Origin of the sequence: Burkholderia sola, from assembly GCF_905400185.1 — a bacterium.
GTDB lineage: Bacteria > Pseudomonadota > Gammaproteobacteria > Burkholderiales > Burkholderiaceae > Burkholderia > Burkholderia sola.
On the sequence record NZ_FR989676.1, the window covers coordinates 1520301 to 1540397 of the forward strand.

The window sequence follows — 20097 nt, forward strand, 5'->3', positions numbered from 1 at the left end:
CGAGGGAGAGGTGCGGGCGCGTCAGGCGGCGGCCGGAACGTTCGCCGCGGCCTGCGCGCGTTCAGCCTGGCGGCACTGCCAGCGGCGCACGTGCGGCAGGTCGTCGTCGAGCCAGTACGCGTCGTCGTCGGTGATCACGAGCAGTTCCTCGAATTTCGCGCCGACGCCGGCGAAGCCGAGATGCGGCTCGACGGCCCACAGGCCCGGCACCGGCGCATGCTCGGAGCGGCGGTCGATCGACCACAGCGGCGACCAGCCCTGCCGTTTCGCCGCGCGGCCCTGGTCGAGCAGCAGGTTGCGCGTCGCATTCAGCCCGAAGCGCGCGACGAAGCGCGGCTTCGACAGCTTGTGGATCTTCGCGACGCGATGCGCGAGCACCTTGAACGGATAGGCCTTGTGGCGCGGCTCGACGCCCTGGCGGCGGCACAGCGCGTCGACTTCCTGTGCGACTTCCGCCATTGGCCGGCGCGCCTTCACGAGCCGCACGATCAGGTCGCGATGGTCCATCAGGTCGTCCTGCAACTGCTCGAGGATCGGGTTGCGGCCGAGACAGTGCGCGTAGCCGACGTCGGCGACGATGCCGTCGAGCACCGGCGCGACGTCGAGGATTACCGGCATGTCGGTTTCGAGCTGGCGGTTGCTCGGGAAGAACGCGAGATTGAAGCCGCCCATGTGCTTGAGGCCGGAGAAGCCGTCGAACGCGGTGCGGTCGCCGAACCATGCGAACGGCTTGTGCAGCCAGTCGTGCACGCCGTGATCCTGCAGCCATTCGGTCAGCAGGCGCGCGGCTTCCTTTTCGGTGATGCCCGGATAGAGCATCGCGCCGACGGTCTCGACGCAGCGGTAGGCAAGCTGCTGAACCGCGCGGAATTGCGGCAGTTCGTCGAGGTGGACTTCCGGCAGCGGATGGTGGGCGGTCATGATGCGTCTCCATGTGTCGGCCCGCGTTTGCGTCTCGGCGCGACGCGGGTCCAGTGCGAGGCTGGGGCGCTGATCCGGAACGCCTCCGCCGATGATCCCGAGCGGATTATTCAGCCAGCATTTAATGTGCCATTGTTCGATGTAACAATCATAGCCGGTTTGGTCTCATACGCCAGCCCTTGGGGATGAGGGCTTCTCCTAATGAACGGTCGAAATGGAGGGGAAGCTCTAGGTTTGCGGCGGTCGGGGCCGGAGGGTTGGGGCGTGCTCACGCGTCCTAGGCGGGGAGCCGGCCGGGAGCCCCCCCGCGAGGCTCCGGCGCCCGCCCGGCATGTCGCGCCGGATCAACTCCCCGTCGCGTCGCGGCACGACGCTGTCAAATTGCCGAAATAATTTCGTCACATCATCCGCCCCGATTCGAAGCCTTTTCGGCTTCGCGAGGCCGGTGTGCCGCGCGTCGCGCGGGGCAGCGACCGAGCCGATTCGACATTTCCACGGAGAGAGACCATGCAACGCCGCCGGTTCATGAACACCCTTGCCGCGGCGACCGCCGCGACGCCGCTGATGCTCAAGGCCGGCATCGCCGGCGCGAAGAGCGCCACCGCGCCGGATGCGCTGGACCCGGGCCGCTGGTCGCCGTTCAACGCCGCGCGCCTGCAGGCGGTGCTCGACCGGCATGGCGTCAAGAGCGCGCGCTACGACGCGAAGCGCCGCCCGTATGCGGTGTTCGACTGGGACAACACGTGCATCATGAACGACTGCGAAGAAGCGCTGCTGATGTACCAGATCAACCATCTGCAGTACAAGCTGACGCCAGACGAGTTCGTCGCCGTGATGTGGAAGGACGTGCCGAAGGGCGCGTTCATGAAGGACTACACGACCGTCGACGGCAAGCCGGTGACGATGGAGGACCTCGCCGCCGACGTGGAGTCCGACTACCGCTGGCTCCATGCGAATTACAAGGGCCTCGGCGGCGACAAGAGCCTCGACGAGATTCGCGAGACCGATCCGTTCAAGGATTTCCGCGCGAAGCTGTACTTCATGTACGACGCGATCTGCGACACGCACCCGCTCGAAGTCGGCTACAAGTGGATCATCTACTTCTACAAGAACATGACGACCGCTGAATTGCAGGCGATGGCGGAAGCGTCGAACAACCACGGGATCGGCGACGCGCTGCGCAAGGTCCGCTACGAAAGCCCGAAAGCGCTGCCGGGCAAGGCAGGCGTGGTGGCCGATACGCATTTCCACGGCATCCGCATTCACGAGGAAATCCGCGCGGTGATGCATACGCTGCGTGCGAACGGCATCGACGTGTACGTGAGCACCGCGTCGCTCGACGACGTCGTGCGCGTATTCGCCGGCAATCCGAACTACGGCTACGGCGTGCCGCCCGAGAACGTGATCGGCCTGCGTCTCGACATGCAGGACGGCAAGTACACGAGCACCTATCCGGCCGGCTGGCATTTCAACTGGGGGCCGGGCAAGACGGTGGGCATTCGCAACGTGCTCGCGTCGAAGAAGGGCTACGGCCCGCTGCTGGTGTTCGGCGACAGCGACGGCGACGCGTGGATGCTGCGCGATTTCAAGGACACCGCGGCCGGCGTGATCGTCAACCGGATGAAGAAGGGCGAGATCGGCGCGGACAGCAAGCTCGCGGCCGAACAGATCGGCAACCCGGACGCGCGCTTCCTGCTGCAGGGCCGCGACGAGCACACGGGGCTGATGATCCCGGACGAGAAGTCGATCAAGTACGGCAAGGCCGAACGCAAGCTGCTGGCCTGACGCGGGCGCGGCGGCGCAGCCCACGCGCCCGCGCTTATCGGTATCGGCCCGCGGCGCCGTGCGGGCCGGCCCACGCGCGTCTCAAGGCTCGCGCTTCGTCCCCAACCGATCCAGCAACGCGCCCAGCAGATCGACCGGCAGCGGAAACACGATCGTCGAATTCTTGTCCGCCGCGATCGTCGTCAGCGTCTGCAGATAGCGCAGCTGCATCGCCTGCGGCTGCAGCGCGAGCCGCTGCGCGGCCTGCAGCAGCTTCTCCGACGCCTGCAATTCGCCTTCCGCATGAATCACCTTCGCGCGCCGCTCGCGCTCGGCTTCGGCCTGCCGCGCGATCGCGCGGATCATCGTCTCGTTCAGGTCGACGTGCTTGATCTCCACCGTCGACACCTTGATCCCCCACGCATCGGTCTGCGCGTCGAGCGTCTTCTGGATGTCGGCGTTCAGTTGTTCGCGCTCGGCGAGCAGCGCGTCGAGTTCGTGCTTGCCGAGCACCGCGCGCAGCGTCGTCTGCGCGAGCTGGCTCGTCGCCTCGAAGAAGCGCGCGACCTGGATCACGGCCTTTTCGGGATCGACGACGCGGAAATACACGACCGCATTGACCTTCACCGACACGTTGTCGCGCGTGATCACGTCCTGCGCCGGCACGTCGAACACGACGGTGCGCAGGTCGATCCGCACGACCTGCTGGACGATCGGGATGATCAGCACGAGCCCCGGCCCCTTCACCTTCCAGAACCGGCCGAGCATGAACACGACACCGCGCTCGTACTCGCGAAAGATGCGGATCGACGACGCGACGAGCACCACGACGAAGACGACCAGGACGCTGCTGAAGCCGAACGTGTAACCGATCATGAAGGTTCTCCCTGGGGATGGGCGGGGCCGGGCACGTCGTAGAGCGGCGCGACCGTCAGCGTCAGCCCGTGGCGGCCGGTCACGCGCACGCGGCAGCCGGCTGCCAGCGGCGTGCTGCTCGCCACGCGCCAGCGCTCGCCGTGCACGCGCGCCCAGCCGGCGGCCGACGGTGGCGTGCCGGCCGCGCCCTGCGGCTGGTCCGGCTGCAGGCCGTCGTCGAGCACTTCGCCGATGCTGCCGAGCATCGCCTCGGCGCCGGTCACGACCGGGCGGCGCCGCGCGCGCAGCGCGACGCTCGACACGCCCGCGACGAGCAGCGCGCCGCCGAGCGCGAGGCTCGCGATCACGGGCCACGGAATCCCGTAGCCGGGCACGTCGGTATCGATCAGCATCAGCGCGCCGATCGTGAACGCGACGATTCCACCGAACCCGAGCACGCCGAAGGTCGGCAGGAACGCCTCGGCGACGAGGCAGCCGAGCCCGAGCAATACGAGGCCGAGGCCCGCATAGCTGACCGGCAGCAACTGCATCGCGAACAGGCCGACCAGCAGGCAGATCGTGCCGGCGACGCCCGGCAGCACGAAGCCCGGGTTCGCGAATTCGAAGAAGAGCCCGTAGATGCCGATCGTCAGCAGGATCAGCGCGACGTTCGGATCGGCGATGATCGCCAGGAAGCGGCTGCGCCAGTCGGGCGCGAGCACGACGAGCGGCGCGTGCGCGCTCGCGAGATGCAGCGTGCCGGCGGTCGTCGTCACCGTGCGGCCCTCGAGCTGGCGCGCGAGGTCGGCCGGGTCCTGCGCGATCAGGTCGACGACGTGCTGCGCGCGCGCTTCGTTCGCCGACAGGCTCACGGCCTCGCGCACCGCGCGCTCGGCCCATTCGGCATTGCGTCCGCGCAATTGCGCGAGGCCGCGGATGTATGCGGAAGCGTCCTGGATCGCCTTGCGGATCTCGGTCGATTGCGTATCGGTCGGCAGCACGGCAGCCGCGTCCGACACACCGGACGCGCCCGATGCACCGGTCGGTCGCGGCGCGGCGGGATTCGCACCCGGCGGCGCGGCGCCGCCGATGCCGATCTGCACGGGCGACGCCGCGCCGAGGTTGGTGCCCGGCGCCATCGCCGCGAAGTGGCTCGCATAGACGATGTAGGTGCCCGCGCTCGCCGCCCGCGCACCGCCCGGCGCGACGAACGCGGCGACCGGCACTGGCGAGCCGAGGATGGCCTTGATGATCTGCCGCATCGACGTATCGAGGCCGCCGGGCGTGTCGAGCTGGAGGATCGCGAGCGGCGCGCGCTCGCGGGCCGCGCGGTCGAGCGAACGCACGATGAAATCGGCGCTGGCCGGGCCGATCGCGCCGTTGACGGGAATCACGACGACCGGATGCGCGGCGGGCGCGTCGGCCGATGGCGGCGCGGCGACCGCGGCGCATACGACGAGCAGCGCCGCGAACAGCGCGGCGCGCGCGACCCGCGCGGACAGCGGGTGACGGGAGCGGCCGGCCGGCGCGGCAGGCGCCGGCGGCGGCTCATGACGGTGAAAACGCATCGGGGCGTCCGGGCGGCGCACGGCCGCGTGCCGTCCGGCTCGCGAAAAGGGCGTGGGCCCGATGCTTGAAGATTAGGCGGTTTCGGCCGAAAGCGCGAAGGTGCGGCCGCACCGGCCGGCGTCAGCTTGCGCCGCCGCCGCGCGCGAGCACTTCGTCGCGATAGTCGGCCGGGCTGCGCCCGCTCCATTTACGGAACGCGCGGTAGAACGCGCTCGGCTCCGCGAACCCGGTCGCGGCCGCGACGTCGGCAATCGTGCGGGCCGGGTCGGCCAGCGCCTCGAACGCGAGATCGCGCCGCAGCGTGTCCTTGATCGACTGGTACGCGTGGCCTTCCTGGTGCAGCTTGCGGCGCAGCGTGGCCTCGGCCACGTGCAGCCGCGCGGCCATCCCGCCCGCGCCGGGCCACGCGGCCGGCGGCATCCCGCGCAGCACCGCGCGCACGCGCTGCGCGAGCGCGTTCGGGTTGCGGTACTTGACGATGAAGCTGGCCGGCGCGTTGCGCAGAAACGTTTTCAGCGTCTTCGCGTTCTGCACGACCGGCAGCGTCGCGAATTCGGGATCGAAATCGACATACGAATCGGGCTCGTTGAACCGCATGTCGTCGCAGAACATCGACGGGTATTCGTGGTCGGCGGGCGGCGTGTCGCAGCGGAAGCTCGCATGCAGCAGCGGAATGCGCCGGCCGATCAGCCAGCAGGTGAGCCCGTACACGATGATGAAATAGGTCGCGTACGTGAACATCGCGGGCGTCGCGCCGTTGTTGCGGTGCACGAAACGCAGCCGCACGCGCTGCGGATTCGCGTCGAGTTCCGCATGCAGGTCGTCGAGCACGCAGTGCATGAAGTTCACGGCGCGCGCCATCGCGTGCAGCCCGTCGCGCGCGGACAGCGCGGCCTGGCTCATCGCGATGAAGCTGCCGCTGCGCATCGGGTGGCGATCCTGCCCGAAAAACTCGTCGTCGAGCGTGCGTGCGATCGCGTTCCACAGTGCGCCGTATTGCTGCGCGGACACGCGGGCGCGCGGCTGCGCGAGCAGCGCCGGCGCGATGCCGGCCTGCGCGAGCAGCGGCTCGGCCGCGACGCCGCGTCGCGTGGCGAGCGCGACGCTGTACGCGACGAGGCTGATCGCGACGGTTCCCTTGTCTTCCTGCTTCATCGGTGTCGCCGGTGTGGCAAAAACGCTCAGTGTAAATGAGCGACGCGAGCATCGAACAGTCGCGCGCGCTTGCCTACACTTGTTGCATCGAAACGCAAGGACGGTCGCGCCCGGCGGCCGCGGGAGACAGCAGCACCATGGACGAGCTTTACACCGAAGACCAGCGGATGATCCGCGACGCCGCGCGCGCTTTCGCCACCGAGATGCTTGCGCCGAGCGCCGCGCAGTGGGACCACGACGCGCACCTGCCCGACGCGATCGTCGCGCAGCTCGGCGAGCTCGGCCTGCTCGGGATGATCGTGCCGCAGGAACTGGGCGGCTCGTATACGGACTACGTCGCCTACGCACTCGCGATGGAGGAAGTCGCGGCCGGCGACGCCGCGTGCGCGACGATGATGAGCGTGCACAACTCGGTCGGCTGCGGGCCGATCCTCGGCTTCGGCACGCCCGCGCAGAAGGATCGCTGGCTGGCCGACATGGCGGCCGGCCGCGTGATCGGCGCATTCTGCCTGACCGAGCCGCATGCCGGTTCCGAGGCGAACAACCTGCGCACGCGGGCCGAACTGCGCGACGGCAAGTGGGTGCTGAACGGCGCGAAGCAGTTCGTGACCAACGGCCAGCGCGCGGGTGTCGCGATCGTTTTTGCCATGACGGACCCGGAAGCCGGCAAGCGCGGCATTTCCGCATTCCTGGTGCCGACCGACACGCCGGGCTTCATCGTCGGCAAGCCCGAGAAGAAGATGGGCATCCGCGCGTCGGACACGTGCCCGATCACGTTCGAAAACTGCGCGATTCCGGAAGAAAACCTGCTCGGCAATCGCGGCGAAGGGCTGAAGATCGCGCTGTCGAACCTCGAAGGCGGGCGCATCGGCATCGCCGCGCAGGCGCTCGGCATCGCGCGCGCCGCATTCGACAAGGCGCGCCGCTATGCGGGCGAGCGCGTGCAGTTCGGCAAACCGATCGCCGAGCACCAGGCGATCCAGCAGAAGCTCGCCGACATGGCCGTGCAGATCAACGCCGCGCGCCTGCTCGTGCATCACGCGGCGAAACTGCGCACGGCCGGGCTGCCGTGCCTGTCGGAAGCGTCGCAGGCGAAGCTGTTCGCGTCCGAGATGGCCGAGCGCGTCTGCTCGGATGCGATCCAGATTCACGGCGGCTACGGCTACCTGGTCGATTACGAAGTCGAGCGTCACTATCGCGACGCACGTATCACGCAGATTTACGAAGGCACCAGCGAAGTGCAGCGGATGGTGATCGCGCGGCAGCTTTGAGCCGCGGCGCTCCGATCCGGCATCACGCAATCGAACGAGCAGGCGCACGACGCAGGCACGAGGGCAGCGCGGCGAACGCGGCACGCAACGACGTGACCGTGCGCCGTGCAACACGGAACGGTTCAGGTGCCGCGGCACCTGTGCCGGTTGACCGCTGGGCATGGAGACTGGACGGAGACGACACATGACGGTACAGGCATTCCTGGACGCACGCGACTTCCTGCTGCGCCATCGCACCGACTACGACACCGCGTACCGCGATTTCGCATGGCCGGTGCTCGATGCGTTCAACTGGGCGCTCGACTACTTCGACCCGATGGCGCGCGGCAACGACCAGCCCGCGCTGTGGATCGTCGACGCGGCGACCGGCACCGGCGATCCGTACTCGTTCGCGCAAATGTCCGAGCGTTCGTCGCGGATCGCGAACTGGCTGCGTTCGATCGGCGTCGTGCGCGGCGATCGCATTCTGCTGATGCTGCCGAACCGGGTCGAGCTGTGGGACGCGATGCTGGCCGCGATGAAGCTCGGCGCGATCGTGCTGCCCGCCACCACGCAACTGTCGCCCGACGACGTGCGCGATCGCGTGCAGATCGGCGGCGCGACCTACGCGATCGTCGACGAAAACGAAACCGCGAAGTTCGAGCAGGCCGGCCTCGGCCTGAAGCACAAGATCGTCGCCGGCGCGCCGCGCGAAGGCTGGCTCGCGATGAACGACGGCTATGCGGCGAGCGCTGCGTTCGAGCCGGACGCCGTCACGCACGCGAACGATCCGATGCTGCTGTACTTCACGTCGGGCACGACGTCGAAGCCGAAGCTCGTCGAGCATACGCACCGCACCTATCCGGTCGGCCATCTGTCGACGATGTACTGGGTCGGCCTGCAGCCGGGCGACATCCACTGGAACATCAGCTCGCCGGGCTGGGCGAAGCACGCGTGGAGCTGCTTCTTCGCACCGTGGAATGCGCAGGCGTGCGTGTTCGCGTTCAACTATGCGCGCTTCGAGCCGAAGGTCGTGCTCGATGCGCTCGTCAAATACCGGGTGACGACGCTATGCGCGCCACCGACCGTGTGGCGCATGCTGGTGCAGCAGCCGCTCGCGTCGTTCGACGTGAAGCTGCGCGAGATCGTCGGTGCGGGCGAGCCGCTGAATCCCGAGATCATCGAGCGCGTGAAGAAGGCATGGAACATCTCGATTCGCGACGGCTACGGCCAGACCGAGACGACCTGCCTGATCGGCAATTCGCCGGGCCAGCCGGTGGTCGCGGGCTCGATGGGCCGGCCGCTGCCCGGCTACCGGATCGCGCTGCTCGACCCGGACGGCGCGCCGGTGACCGAAGGCGAAGTCGCGCTGCCGATCGGCGACGGCGTCACGCGCCCGGTCGGGCTGATGACGGGCTATGCGAACAATCCCGACGCGACGGCCCACGCGATGCGCGACGGCCACTACCGCACGTCGGACATCGCGATGCGTCGCGACGACGGCTATTACGTGTACATCGGCCGCGCGGACGACGTGTTCAAGTCGTCCGACTACCGGCTGAGCCCGTTCGAACTCGAAAGCGTGCTGATCGAGCACCCGGCGATCGCCGAGGCGGCCGTCGTGCCGAGCCCGGACCCGGTGCGGCTGTCGGTGCCGAAGACGTTCATCACGCTGCGCCAGGGCTATGAAGAAAGCCCCGCGCTCGCGCTGGAGATTTTCCGTTTCTCGCGCGAGAAGCTCGCGCCGTACAAGCGCATCCGCCGGCTGCAATTCGCGGAGCTGCCGAAGACGATCTCGGGGAAGATCCGCCGCGTCGAGCTGCGCCGCCGCGAGATCGAGCGCGGCGACGATGCAACCGCGCGCATGCCCGGCGAATACTGGGAAGAAGATTTCGCCAACGAACTGAAATGACCGGAAACGGGCCGAGCGCGTCGCATTTCACGGCGCGCCGCCCGCAGCCTGACTGAACCGAACCGGCCGCGTGTCGCCTGACGCCACGCGGCTCACTGCAAGGAGAGTGCACTGATGAACGCGAATCCGACGCCCCGTACGGGGCAAGACGTGCCGACGGTCAAGCTGCTGATCGACGGCGCTTTCGTCGAGTCCGCCACCCACGAGTGGCGCGACGTCGTCAACCCGGCGACGCAGCAGGTACTCGCGCGCGTGCCGTTCGCGACCGTCGCGGAAGTCGACGCGGCCGTGCGGGCCGCGCACGCCGCGTATGCGACGTGGAAGAACACGCCGATTTCCGCACGCATGCGCATCATGCTGAAGTTCCAGGATCGGGTGCGCGCGAACCAGCAGCGCATCGCGAAGACGCTGACGGCCGAGCAGGGCAAGACGCTTCCCGATGCCGAAGGCGACATCTTCCGCGGCCTCGAGGTGGTCGAGCACGCGTGTTCGATCGGCACGCTGCAGCTCGGCGAATTCGCGGAGAACGTCGCGGGCGGCGTCGACACCTACACGCTGCGCCAGCCCATCGGCGTGTGCGCCGGCATCACGCCGTTCAATTTCCCCGCGATGATTCCGCTGTGGATGTTCCCGATGGCGATCGTGTGCGGCAACACGTTCGTGCTGAAGCCGTCCGAGCAGGACCCGATGTCGACGATGGAACTCGTCGAGCTCGCGCTCGAGGCCGGCGTACCGAAGGGTGTGCTGAACGTCGTGCACGGCGGCAAGGAAGTCGTCGACGCGATCTGCACGCATCCGCTCGTGAAGGCGATCTCGTTCGTCGGATCGACGGCCGTCGGCACCCACGTGTACAACCTCGGCAGCCAGCACGGCAAGCGCGTGCAGTCGATGATGGGCGCGAAGAACCACGCGATCGTGCTGCCCGACGCGAACCGCGAGCAGGCGATCAACGCGCTGGTCGGCGCGGGCTTCGGCGCGGCCGGCCAGCGCTGCATGGCGACGTCCGTCGCGGTGCTCGTCGGCAGCGCGCGCGAATGGCTGCCCGATCTCGTCGCGAAGGCGAGGACGCTGAAGGTCAACGCGGGCTCGGAAGCGGGCACCGACGTCGGGCCGGTCGTATCGCGCGGCGCGAAGGCGCGGATTCTGTCGCTGATCGACATGGGTATCAAGGAAGGCGCGACGCTCGAACTCGACGGCCGCGACGTGAAGGTCGCGGGCTTCGAGGACGGCAACTTCATCGGCCCGACGATCTTCTCCGGCGTGAAAACCGACATGTCGATCTACACGCATGAAATCTTCGGGCCGGTGCTGGTCGTGATGGAGGTCGACACGCTCGACGACGCGATCGCGCTGGTCAACGCGAACCCGATGGGCAACGGCGTGGGCATCTTCACGCAGAGCGGCGCGGCCGCACGCAAGTTCCAGAGCGAGATCGACGTCGGCCAGGTCGGCATCAACATTCCGATCCCGGTGCCCGTGCCGTTCTTCAGCTTCACCGGTTCGCGCGGCTCGAAGCTCGGCGATCTCGGCCCGTACGGCAAGCAGGTCGTGCAGTTCTACACGCAGACGAAGACGGTCACCGCGCGCTGGTTCGACGACGACACGACGGCCGGCCCGGTGAACACGACGATCCGGCTGCATTGAGCGGCGAAGGAAACGAACATGAAAATCGGATTTATCGGCCTCGGCCACATGGGCGCGCCGATGGCGCTGAACCTGCTGAAAGCCGGCCATGACGTGCATGCGTTCGACCTGAGCGCCGACGCGTTGCGCGCATTGCAGGACGCCGGCGCGCAAGTGGCCGCGTCGCCGCGCGATGCGGCATCGGGCGCGACGTTCGTGATCACGATGCTGCCGGCCGCGCCGCACGTGCGCTCGGTGCTCGCCGGCGAGAACGGCGTGCTGGCCGGCCTCGGCGCGGGCGCGACCGTGATCGATTCGAGCACGATCGACCCGGCGAGCGCGCAGGCGTTCGGCGCGCTGGTGCGCGAGCACGGCGGCGCGTTCGTCGATGCGCCGGTGTCGGGCGGCACCGGCGGCGCGGCGGCCGGCACCTTGACCTTCATGGTCGGCGGCAGCGACGCGGACTTCGAGCGCGTGAAGCCGGTGCTCGCCGGGATGGGCAAGAACATCGTCCACTGCGGCGCGACGGGAATGGGGCAGGTCGCGAAGGTCTGCAACAACCTCGTGCTCGGCATCTCGATGGCGGCGGTGTCGGAGGCGATGTCGCTCGGCGTCGCGCTCGGCATCGACCCGAAGGTGCTGGCCGGCATCGTCAACACGTCGACGGGCCGCTGCTGGAGTTCGGATACCTACAACCCGTATCCGGGCGTGATCGACACCGCGCCGTCGTCGCGCGGCTACACGGGCGGCTTCGGCACCGACCTGATGCTGAAGGATCTCGGCCTCGCGAACGATGCGGCGAAGCAGGCGCGCCAGCCCGTCTATCTCGGTGCGCTCGCGCAGCAGCTGTACCAGACGATGAGCAGCCGCGGCGACGGCCAGCTCGATTTCTCGGCGGTGATCCGCCTGTACCAACCGGTCACGAAGAAGGACGCCTCATGATCGAACTCGACTTCGTCGACGACGGCGCGATCGCGTGCGCGACGCTCAAGCGTCCGCCCGCGAACGCCTTTACAGCCGACGGGCTGCAGCAATTGCAGCAGACCGTTGCCGAACTGAATGTGAACCCGCACGTGCGCGCGCTGGTGATCACCGGCGACGGCCCGAAGTTCTTCAGCGCGGGCGCCGACCTCAACACGTTCGCCGACGGCGATCGCGCGGTCGCGCGCGCGATGGCGGCGCGCTTCGGCGCGGCGTTCGAGGCACTGCACGACGCGCGCGTCGTGACGATCGCGGCGATCAACGGCTATGCGATGGGCGGCGGCCTCGAATGCGCGCTCGCGTGCGATCTGCGGATCGCCGAAACGCATGCGCAGATGGCGCTGCCCGAGCCGTCGGTTGGCCTGCTGCCGTGCGGGCTTGGCACGCAGACGCTGCCCTGGCTCGTCGGCGAAGGCTGGGCGAAGAAGATCATCCTGACCGGCGCGCGCGTCGATGCGGCCACCGCGCTGCGGATCGGCCTCGTCGAGGACGTGGTGGAAAGCGGCGCGGCGCGCGATGCGGCGCTCGCGCTGGCGCGCAACGTCGCGCGGCAAAGCCCGCATGCGGTCGCCTACAGCAAGGAGCTGATCGGCCTCGCGCGTCGCGGCGTGCCGCGCAGCGCGGCGCTCGCGGTCGAGCGCGAACGCTTCGTCGACCTGTTCGACACGGCCGATCCGCGCGAAGGCGTGGCGGCGTTCCTGGGCAAGCGCGCGCCGCAATGGCATACCGATGGAGAGCCGCAACGATGAGCACGCCGGTGACGAATCACGACGCATTCGCGGAGCATGCGCCCGAGGTGTTGTTTCGCGTGGTGAACCGCGTGGCGCTGATCACGCTGAACCGGCCGGCCGCGCTCAACGCGCTGTCGTACGCGATGATCGGCGAACTCGCGGCGCTGTTCGAGCGCTGCCGCCACGACGACCAGATCGTCGCGGTCGTGCTGCGCGGCGCGGGCGAGAAGGGCTTCTGCGCGGGCGGCGACGTGCGTGCGTTGTACAGGATGGTCGCGCAGCGCGAAACCTGGCTGCCGTTCTTCGTCGACGAATACCGGCTCGACTACGCGATCCACACGTTCCCGAAGCCGGTGGTCGCGCTGATGGACGGCGTGACGATGGGCGGCGGCATGGGCCTCGCGCAGGGCGCGGCGCTGCGCGTCGCGACCGAGCGCAGCAAGATCGCGATGCCGGAAACGCGCATCGGCCTCGTGCCCGACGTGGGCGCGACGCATTTCCTGTCGCGCATGCCGGTCGAACTCGAACTGTACGTGGGGCTGACCGGCGCGATGCTGTCGGGCGCCGACGCGCTGAGCGCGAAGCTCGCGGACCTGTGCGTGCCGTCCGCGTGGCTCGACACGTTCGAGACGCGGATCGAAAGCGTCAAGTGGGACGGCGACGCGCTGCCGTTGCTGCGCAAGGTGTTCGAGCCGCCGTGCAACGTGGTGCCGCATGCGGCGCTCGACAGCCAGATGCCGTGGATCGTCCGCCACTTCGACAAGCGTTCGACCGTCGAGCGGATCGTCGCGACGCTCACGCAGGATCTGGCGCGCGACGAACTCGCGCGCGAGCACCGCCAATGGCTGCAGGCGACGCTCGATGCGCTCGCGAGCCATTCGCCGACGATGCTCGCCGTGACGCGCGAGGCATTGCTGCGCGGCCGGCAGATGACGCTCGCGGAATCGTTCCGGATGGAGCTCGGCATCGTCGCACGCGCGATCGAGGAAGGCGATTTCTGCGAAGGCGTGCGCGCGCATCTCGTCGACAAGGATCGCAAGCCGCGCTGGGCGCCCGCGTCGCTCGTCGAGCTGCGCGCCGAACGCGTGCGGCATTTCCTGACGTCGCCGTGGAAGCTGTTCGCGCATCCGCTCGCCGATCTCGGCGCGGCGTGATCGCTGCGTGAGGGCCCGACGCGCCGCACGGCGCGTCGGCTTCCACTCATCTCAGCGCGCGTCATCCGGGCGCTCGATCATCGGCGGAATCGCCTGCGCGAGCGCGTCGATCACGCAGCGCGTCTTGCGCGGCAGGTAGCGCGTCTTCGGCCAGATCGCGTGAATGTCGCCTTCGCAGACGAAGCAGCGATCGAGCACGACCACCATCTCCCCGCGCTTCACGTAATGGTCGAGCAGCCAGCTCGGCACCCACGCGATCCCGAACCCCGACGCACCGGCCGCGGCGATCGCCTGCACGTCGTCGAAACTCAGTTGATGCGGCATGTCGATCCGCACTGTCGAGCCGTCCGGCGCGCGCAAATCCCACGGCTGCACCACGCCCGAACGCGAATACGCGATCGTCCGGTGGTGCTTCAGGTCGTCGAGCGTCTTCGGTGTCCCGTAGCGCGCGAGATACGACGGCGCCGCGCCGAGGCTGCCGTATTGCGTGCCGAGCCGCCGCACCGCGAGGCTCGTGCTGTCCGCGAGCGTGCCGATCCGGACCGCGAGATCGATTCCTTCCTCGACGAGATCGACGAAGCGGTCGGTGATCGACACGTCGATCCGCAGATGCGGGTATTGGCGCGCGAGGTCGAGCACGATCGGCGTCACGCAGTGGTGCCCGAACGCGAGCGGCACGCTCAGCCGCAGCTTGCCGCGCGCCTCGTGGCGGCCGCAGTCGAGATCGGCTTCCGCCGCTTCCAGCTCCGCCAGCGCGCGCACGCAGCGGTCGTAGTACGCCTGGCCGTCGTCGGTCAGGCTCTGGCTGCGCGTCGTGCGCTGCAGCAGCCGTGCGCCGAGCCGCTTCTCGAGCCGCGCGATCGTCTTGCCGACCGCCGAGCGCGTGATGTCGAGCCGCTCCGCGGCCAGCGCGAAGCTGCCCGATTCCACGACCTGGACGAAGGTCGTGACGCCGTCGAGTCTGTCGGTCATCGTGGGTGAGGTGTTGCGTCGATTGGGTCCTGATATTCCCCAGTGTATGGAAAGGCGTGCGTCAATGGGGAGATGAATTCTCACTATAGTACCGATTCCCGCTCAGCGTGCGTTGCCGGCCGCACGCGGCGAATCCTACTGACCTGGAGGCGCGCGGCCTGTCGCCGGGCCGCCGCGCAATACGCATGACGCTATCCGACTCCCGCAGGAATGCGGTCGCGCTCGCGGCCGTCTGTCTCACGTCGCTGATGTTCGGCCTCGAGATATCGAGCGTGCCGGTGATCCTGCCGACGCTCGAACACGTGCTGCATGGCGATTTCAACGGCATGCAGTGGATCATGAACGCGTACACGATCGCGTGTACGACCGTGCTGATGGCGGCCGGCACGCTCGCGGACCGGTTCGGCCGCAAGCGCGTGTACGTGATCGGCACCGTGCTGTTCGGCGCGACGTCACTGCTGTGCGGGCTCGCGCCGAACGTGCCGGTGCTCGTCGCGGGCCGGCTGCTGCAGGGCGCGAGCGGCGGCGCGATGCTGATCTGCCAGATCGCCGTGCTGTCGCACCAGTTTCGCGAAGGGCGCGAGCGTGGCCGCGCGTTCGGGATCTGGGGAATCGTGTTCGGCATCGGGCTCGGGTTCGGGCCGATCGTCGGCGGCGCGATCGTCGCGCTCGCGAGCTGGCCGTGGGTGTTCCTCGTCCATGCGCCGCTCGCGGCCGTCGCGCTCGTGCTGATCGGCGGCGCGGTGCGGGAATCGCGCGATCCGCATGCGGGCACGCTCGACGTCGCGGGCATCGTCACGCTGTCGCTCGCGGTGCTCGGGCTTGCGTTCTACATCACCCAAAGCGCCGAACTCGGGCTCACGAGCGCGGCCGGCCTCGGCGTGCTCGGTGCGACCGTGCTCGCGCTGGCCGGTTTCGTCATCGCGGAGCGCGCCAGCGCGCGGCCGATGTTCGACTTCTCGGTGTTCCGGATCCGCGCGTTCACCGGCGCAATCTTCGGCTCGATGGGGATGAACTTCAGCTTCTGGCCGTTCATGATCTACTTGCCGATCTGGTTCCAGGTCGCGCTCGGCTACGACAGCGTGACGGCCGGCCTCGCGTTGCTCGCGTACACGCTGCCGACGCTGATCGTGCCGCCGGTCGGGGAACGGCTCGCGCTGCGCTACGGGCCGGGCGTCGTGATTCCGGGCGGCCTGTTCACGATCGCGGCCGGCTTCGTGCTGATGCGCCTCGGCAGCGCGGCCGACCAGGCGAGCTGGCTGACGATGCTGCCGGGTTGCGCGATCGCCGGAATCGGGCTCGGTTTGACCAACACGCCGGTTACCAACACGACGACGGGCGCGGTGCCGAGTGCGCGGGCCGGGATGGCGTCGGGCATCGACATGAGCGCGCGGATGATCTCGCTCGCGCTGAACATCGCGACGATGGGCTTCGTGCTGGTGGCGGGGATCGTCGCGAGCCTGAAGGGCGGCCCGGCGGGCGCGATTGGCGACGCGGCGCTGCGCCGGCTCGCGCAGGAAATCGCGTCGGGTCGCACCGACGGGCTGCAGGCGATCGCGCCGGCGCTCGCGCAGGCCGACCCGAGCGGCGCGGCGTTGCACGCGGCGCTCGTGCATGGCTTCGGCTGGGTGATGGTGTATGGCGCGGCGGGCGTGGCCGTGCTCGCGACCGCGAGCGCGGTGGCGTTCGCGCCGGCGCGGCGCGGGGCGGCCGTGTGCGAGTGACGCGGCCGGCGTGTGGCGCGTGACGTGTGGCGTGTGGTGTGTGACGGCCGGTCAGGAAGTCCCGCCGCCGAGCGCGCGGTACAGCTTCATCTGGTTGTTGAGCCGGTTCAGGCGTGTCAGTTCGTCGGCGCTTTGCGCACTCCTCAGCACCTGCTGCTGGTCGAGCCACGGCTGCACGGCGGTCGCGCCGGCCACGAAGCGCGCGGCGGCCAGCCGTTCGGCGCGCTGCGCCTGCGCGAGCGACAGCGCGCGCTGTTCGGCTTCGCGTTCGAGCTGCACGCGCGCCGACAGCGCGTTCTCCACTTCCGCGAGCGCCGTGTAGAGCCGCTGGCGGAACCCGACCACCGCCTCCTCGTACTGCGTCTTCGACACCCTGATCTGCAACTGCATCGTGTTCCACTGGATGAACGGCAGCGCGAGGCCGAGCCCGAGCGTGCCGACCGGGTTCGTCAGCACGCGCTCGAGGCTCGTGCTCGTCGTGCCGGCGCTGCCGGTCAGCGTGAAGGTCGGATAGAAGCTCGTGCGCGTCGCATCGACCTGCGCGAGCGACTCGCGCAACCGGAATTCCGCCGCCCGCAGGTCGGGGCGCCGGCCGAGCAGGCTGGCCGGCAAGCCGGCCGCCACGTCGGGCGGTGCCGCGTCGGGCAGCGCCGCCGGTTCGGCCGCGCGCTGCTGCGGCGGCCGGTCGAACAGGATCGCGAGCGCGTGGCGGTTCTCGGTGCGCTGCTGGATCAGCTGCGTTTGCGCCGCGCGCTGCGCGGCGAGGCTCTGTTCGGCCTGCGCGAGGTCGAGCCCCGACACGGCGCCAGCCGTGTGCCGCGACCGGACCAGCGCGAGCGTACGCTCCGCATACGCGATGTTCGCGTCGCCGAGCGCGATCTGCCGGTTCAGATAGCCGATCTGCCAGTACAGCGCCGCGGTCGTGCCGATCAGCGACAGCCGCGCGGCCTCGAGATCGGCGGCCGTCGCGTCGGCTTCCCAGTGCGCGGCATCGCGCAGCGCGGCCAGCCGGCCCCACAGGTCGATTTCGTAGCTGAGCGAACCATTGACGCCGCTCGAGCGGCTCATCCGATGCGTATCGAGCGTACGCGACACGGCGCCGTTCGCGCCGAGCGTCACGTTGGGCGTCAGGTTCGTATCGGCGAGCCCGGCCTGCAACTGCGCGCGATACACGCGGATCGCCGCGATCGCGAGGTCGCTGTTGGCGCGCAGCGCGTCGTCGATCAACGCGTCGAGTTGCGGATCGCCGAAACTGCGCCACCAGTCGCGCGTGGCGGCCGGCGCGTCGGACGCGACCGGCGCGGCCCAGTTCGCCGGCATCGCGACGGCCGGCAGCGGATCGTGGCGCGCGCCCGCGCAGCCGGCGAGCAGCGCGGCCGCGCACGCGAATGCGCCGAGACGGTGAAGCGGGGAGGAATGCGTGAGGGCCATGTTTCGTCAGTCGCGCGCGAGCGCATCGATCGGATCGAGCCGCGACGCGTTGCGCGCGGGCATGAACCCGAAAATCACACCGGTGAGCGTCGAGCACACGAACGCGGTCACGATCGCGCCGACCGAGAACACCATCTTCCACTGCGCGACGAACATCGAGAACAGCGCGCCGAGCCCGAACGACAGCGCGATGCCGATCGTGCCGCCGAGCAGGCATACGAGCACGGCCTCGACGAGGAACTGCTGCAGGATGTCGGACTGGCGCGCGCCGACCGCCATCCGGATGCCGATCTCGCGCGTGCGCTCGGTGACCGACACCAGCATGATGTTCATCACGCCGATCCCGCCGACCACGAGCGAGATCACCGCGATCAGCGACAGCAGCAACGTCAGCGACTGGCCGGTTTTCTCGACGGTCTTGACCACGCTGTCCATGTTGTACGTGAAGAAATCCTTGCGGCCGTGGCGCTGGATCATCAGCTTCTCGAGGCTTTTCTCGGCCGCGGCGCTCGGCTGCCCGTCGCGCACGCGCACGGTGATGCTGTCGAGATGGCGCTGGCCGAACAGGCGCCCGCTCGCGGTCGTGTACGGCACCCATACGTTCAGGCTCTTCACGCTGCCGAATGCGCTTTTCTTGTCGGCGGTCACGCCGATCACCACGCACGGCACGTTGTCGACCAGGATCGCCTCGCCGACCGGATTGCGCGTCACGCCGAACAGCTTGCGGCGCGTGTTCTGGTCGATCACCGCGACCTGCGCCTGGCGGCGCACCGCATCGTCGTCGAACGGGACGCCGAGCGCGAAACGCATCCCGCGCGTCTGGAAGTAGCTGTCGCCGACGCCGCTCACGAGCGCGTGGACGTCGACGTTGCGGTAGCGCAGCAGCAGCGTGCGTGACGTTTCGGGCGTCGCGCTGTCGACGTACGGCTGCTCGGCGAGCGCGGCGACGTCGGCGGGCACGAGCGTCTGGATCGTGTCCGCGCGGCTGTCGCCCCAGTCGGTACCCGGATAGAGGCTGATCGTATTGGTGCCGATGCTGCCGATCTCTTCGAGCATGTAGCGCTTCGCGCCTTCGCCGACCGCGACGATCGACACGACCGACGTAATGCCGATGATGATGCCGAGCATCGTTAGCAGCGTGCGCAGCCGGTGCGATACGAGCGCGATCCACGCCATCCGGCACGCTTCGGCGAAGCGGCCGGTGCCGGCGGCGAAGCGGCGGGTGCGCGGGGCGATGTCGGTGTCAGCGCTGGCGGGCGGCGGTGCATCTTCGGAAGGCGGTGCGGGCGGCGTGTCGGTTACCGTTTCGGGCGTTGCTGGCGTTGCGTCCGCGCCGACGCTAGATTCCGCGAGCGCTTCCGCGTAGTGGCGGTTCGGCCGGTCGGCGACGATCTCGCCGTCGCTGATCTCGATGATGCGCCGCGCATGGCGCGCCACGGCCTTGTCGTGCGTGACGATCACGATCGTATGGCCGAGCGCGTTCAGCTCGTGCAGGATGCGGATCACGTCCTGGCCGCTTTTCGTGTCGAGCGCGCCGGTCGGTTCGTCCGCGAGGATCACCTGGCCGCCGTTCATCAGTGCGCGCGCGATGCTCACGCGCTGCTGCTGGCCGCCGGACAGTTGCCCGGGCCGGTGATGCGCGCGATCCGCGAGGCCGAGGCGCGCGAGCAGCGCGCGGGCGCGGGCGTGCCGCTCGGCGCGCGGGGTGCCCGCATAGATCGCCGGCATTTCGAGGTTCGCGACCGCGTCGACGTGCGGCAGCAGGTGATAGCGCTGGAACACGAAGCCGAAGTGCTCGCGGCGCAGCTGCGCGAGCTCGTCGCTGTCGAGCATGTGCGTGTCGCGTCCGCCGACCGTGTACGTGCCTTCGCTCGGATGATCGAGGCTGCCGAGGATGTTCATCAGCGTCGACTTGCCGGACCCCGACGCGCCGACGATCGCGACGATCTCGCCCGCATCGATCGACAGGTTGACGTTGTTCAGCACGACGACGTCCTTGTCGCCAGCCGGAAAGCGACGCGTGACGGCAGCGAGTTTGAGCAGGGGCTGGCGCAT

15 protein-coding genes are annotated in these 20097 nt (G+C 69.0%); 8 read left to right on the plus strand and 7 right to left on the minus strand.

Features of this window, described 5'->3' with window-relative positions:
* Positions 1-21 precede the first annotated feature (21 nt).
* Positions 22-921, minus strand: a complete 900-nt coding sequence (locus KR541_RS23335) for a M24 family metallopeptidase (RefSeq protein WP_176016328.1) — start codon at positions 919-921, stop codon at positions 22-24.
* Positions 922-1428: 507 nt separating this feature from the next.
* Between KR541_RS23335 and KR541_RS23340 the strand changes: the two genes are divergently transcribed.
* Positions 1429-2706 carry an HAD family hydrolase gene (locus KR541_RS23340; protein ID WP_050012387.1) on the plus strand — a complete coding sequence of 426 codons (1278 nt, stop codon included), beginning with the start codon at positions 1429-1431 and terminating at the stop codon, positions 2704-2706.
* An 81-nt stretch (positions 2707-2787) separates the two neighbouring features.
* On the opposite strand, the gene KR541_RS23345 is transcribed toward KR541_RS23340, so the two are convergent.
* From KR541_RS23345 to KR541_RS23355, 3 genes are all read right to left on the minus strand, one after another.
* Complete coding sequence (locus tag KR541_RS23345; RefSeq protein WP_050012388.1) at positions 2788-3561, minus strand: slipin family protein; 774 nt, start codon at positions 3559-3561, stop codon at positions 2788-2790.
* Positions 3558-5108: an NfeD family protein gene (locus tag KR541_RS23350; RefSeq protein ID WP_216089818.1), complete on the minus strand. Its 1551-nt coding sequence runs from the start codon at positions 5106-5108 to the stop codon at positions 3558-3560. The genes KR541_RS23345 and KR541_RS23350 overlap by 4 nt, the downstream gene beginning before the upstream one ends.
* A gap of 121 nt (positions 5109-5229) precedes the next feature.
* Complete coding sequence (locus tag KR541_RS23355; RefSeq protein WP_050012390.1) at positions 5230-6264, minus strand: AraC family transcriptional regulator; 1035 nt, start codon at positions 6262-6264, stop codon at positions 5230-5232.
* Positions 6265-6401: 137 nt separating this feature from the next.
* On the opposite strand from KR541_RS23355, the gene KR541_RS23360 reads away from it, so the two are divergent.
* The 6 genes from KR541_RS23360 (at position 6402) to KR541_RS23385 (ending at position 13915) form a co-directional block, all read left to right on the plus strand.
* Positions 6402-7535: an acyl-CoA dehydrogenase family protein gene (locus KR541_RS23360; protein ID WP_216089819.1), complete on the plus strand. Its 1134-nt coding sequence runs from the start codon at positions 6402-6404 to the stop codon at positions 7533-7535.
* 184 nt (positions 7536-7719) lie between these two features.
* Positions 7720-9426, plus strand: a complete 1707-nt coding sequence (locus tag KR541_RS23365; protein ID WP_050012391.1) for an AMP-binding protein — start codon at positions 7720-7722, stop codon at positions 9424-9426.
* A 114-nt stretch (positions 9427-9540) separates the two neighbouring features.
* The gene (locus KR541_RS23370; protein ID WP_124631604.1) at positions 9541-11070 is read left to right on the plus strand and encodes a CoA-acylating methylmalonate-semialdehyde dehydrogenase; all 1530 of its coding nucleotides are present in this window, start codon (positions 9541-9543) and stop codon (positions 11068-11070) included.
* 18 nt (positions 11071-11088) lie between these two features.
* Positions 11089-11991 (plus strand): 3-hydroxyisobutyrate dehydrogenase, encoded by a 903-nt coding sequence (mmsB, locus tag KR541_RS23375; protein ID WP_050012393.1) that lies wholly within the window; start codon positions 11089-11091, stop codon positions 11989-11991.
* Positions 11988-12779 (plus strand): enoyl-CoA hydratase, encoded by a 792-nt coding sequence (locus KR541_RS23380; RefSeq protein WP_050012394.1) that lies wholly within the window; start codon positions 11988-11990, stop codon positions 12777-12779. Before mmsB ends, KR541_RS23380 begins: the two co-directional genes overlap by 4 nt.
* Positions 12776-13915, plus strand: coding sequence for an enoyl-CoA hydratase/isomerase family protein (locus tag KR541_RS23385; RefSeq protein ID WP_050012395.1), 1140 nt, complete (start codon positions 12776-12778; stop codon positions 13913-13915). Before KR541_RS23380 ends, KR541_RS23385 begins: the two co-directional genes overlap by 4 nt.
* 51 nt (positions 13916-13966) lie before the next feature.
* On the opposite strand, the gene KR541_RS23390 is transcribed toward KR541_RS23385, so the two are convergent.
* Complete coding sequence (locus tag KR541_RS23390; protein ID WP_050012396.1) at positions 13967-14887, minus strand: LysR family transcriptional regulator; 921 nt, start codon at positions 14885-14887, stop codon at positions 13967-13969.
* Positions 14888-15072: 185 nt separating this feature from the next.
* Here KR541_RS23390 and KR541_RS23395 point away from each other — a divergent pair, with 185 nt between their 5' ends.
* Positions 15073-16611 carry an MFS transporter gene (locus tag KR541_RS23395; protein WP_050012397.1) on the plus strand — a complete coding sequence of 513 codons (1539 nt, stop codon included), beginning with the start codon at positions 15073-15075 and terminating at the stop codon, positions 16609-16611.
* A 51-nt stretch (positions 16612-16662) separates the two neighbouring features.
* On the opposite strand, the gene KR541_RS23400 is transcribed toward KR541_RS23395, so the two are convergent.
* Together KR541_RS23400 and KR541_RS23405 are read right to left on the minus strand one after the other, a co-directional pair.
* Complete coding sequence (locus KR541_RS23400; RefSeq protein ID WP_050012398.1) at positions 16663-18042, minus strand: efflux transporter outer membrane subunit; 1380 nt, start codon at positions 18040-18042, stop codon at positions 16663-16665.
* A 6-nt stretch (positions 18043-18048) separates the two neighbouring features.
* Positions 18049-20097, minus strand: a complete 2049-nt coding sequence (locus KR541_RS23405; protein WP_216089820.1) for a MacB family efflux pump subunit — start codon at positions 20095-20097, stop codon at positions 18049-18051.